The 851-nt window shown below is 35.3% G+C and carries 2 protein-coding genes; both read right to left on the bottom strand.

Annotation, left to right across the window (positions count from 1 at the left end):
- Nucleotides 1–81 precede the first annotated feature (81 nt).
- Nucleotides 82–240: a hypothetical protein gene (locus tag Xbud_RS20040; RefSeq protein ID WP_169923123.1), complete on the bottom strand. Its 159-nt coding sequence runs from the start codon at nt 238–240 to the stop codon at nt 82–84.
- 2 nt (nt 241–242) lie between these two features.
- Nucleotides 243–620: a hypothetical protein gene (locus tag Xbud_RS19085; RefSeq protein WP_145956687.1), complete on the bottom strand. Its 378-nt coding sequence runs from the start codon at nt 618–620 to the stop codon at nt 243–245.
- Nucleotides 621–851: the final 231 nt, after the last annotated feature.

Here is an 851-nt window from a genome sequence, read left to right as displayed (position 1 = left end):
AGGTTGCTAATGATAAATCACAAACGGCGATTATTCCTATTTCTCTGTACTGAATATACTCCGCTAATCACATTGAGCAATTTAGACCCGTTTGCCCTGGCTTAAACCACCTTTAACAATACCTTTTGCTTTTAGTCTGGTATGTAATGCCTTAGATGAAATCGGGGATCTATCAAATCTTTCAGCTAACATAAGCTGTAATTCATGTTCAATAAACTGATCTAATTCTTTTCCACGCATTACTAATTATCCTTTTTTAACTGATTGTGCTCTAAAGCAAAAAGTGCAGCTAATGTCTTAATCTCTCCTTCAGTATTAGTATTTTTTGATAATAAATTATTTACATCAATTAGATATTGAGACTCTGCACGTTGTTGCCATTCAGTTTCCATTGACTCTAAATATTGCAAGGAATCATCAATGTTTTTTAACATATTATCATGTATAGATTTAGGTGATATGCTATGTAAAATTTGAATTTTAGCATTTTGAAGTGTTTTCTTTTTATCTTTTATATTTGAGTACTCATCAATTCTACCTGTAAGAGTGAAGTGTTCGCAAACTTGCACAGATTGACACTTTAAGCGATAAGGGCAGCCCCACAATCCAATATCGCGCATGCATGAACCAAATTTCAAAGGATTCAAGACGGCATGTCTTTGAACCATTTCTGATGCTTCTTGTGTACCGTCCTCGTTACTAATTTCTTCAAATGCTACGGCGATATCTTGAAATAGACCAGAACTAAAAGAAGGGAACCTCTAAAAACTTTTCACAGCCCCAAAATTGAGTAAAATGTAGACACAGTACATCTCTGCAAGGTAGCGCTGTCATGATACCGCCTCGTTCTG

It is taken from the genome of Xenorhabdus budapestensis, assembly GCF_002632465.1.
Lineage (GTDB): Bacteria > Pseudomonadota > Gammaproteobacteria > Enterobacterales > Enterobacteriaceae > Xenorhabdus > Xenorhabdus budapestensis.
Note: the sequence above shows the minus strand (reverse complement) of the source record. Positions and strands in the feature narration are given on the sequence as shown.

What these genes read in the sequence shown, in the direction of transcription:
- Xbud_RS20040 (WP_169923123.1), bottom strand. Translation starts at nt 240, where the DNA reads ATGCGTGGAAAAGAATTAGATCAGTTTATTGAACATGAATTACAGCTT.
- Xbud_RS19085 (WP_145956687.1), bottom strand. Translation starts at nt 620, where the DNA reads ATGCGCGATATTGGATTGTGGGGCTGCCCTTATCGCTTAAAGTGTCAA.